The 210-nt window shown below is 50.0% G+C and carries 1 tRNA gene; it reads left to right on the plus strand.

Going from position 1 to position 210, the window contains the following annotated elements:
• The first annotated feature begins 75 nt into the window (after positions 1-75).
• A tRNA-Asp gene (locus ACP45E_RS00210) sits at positions 76-152 on the plus strand.
• Positions 153-210: the final 58 nt, after the last annotated feature.

Here is a 210-nt window from a genome sequence, read left to right on the forward strand (position 1 = left end):
ATCGCCAGGCTTTAATTTCGTTTTTAGACCGAGTCTAAAAACAGATGGACACTTGCTTAGCAAGTATGCCACTGCGGAGTGGTAGTTCAGTTGGTTAGAATACCGGCCTGTCACGCCGGGGGTCGCGGGTTCGAGTCCCGTCCACTCCGCCACTTATTCTGAGTTTCAGCTCATTAAAACTGGATATAGGGGTGTAGCTCCAATTGGCAG

It is taken from the genome of Vibrio genomosp. F10 str. 9ZD137 (genome assembly GCF_049974785.1).
Lineage (GTDB): Bacteria > Pseudomonadota > Gammaproteobacteria > Enterobacterales > Vibrionaceae > Vibrio.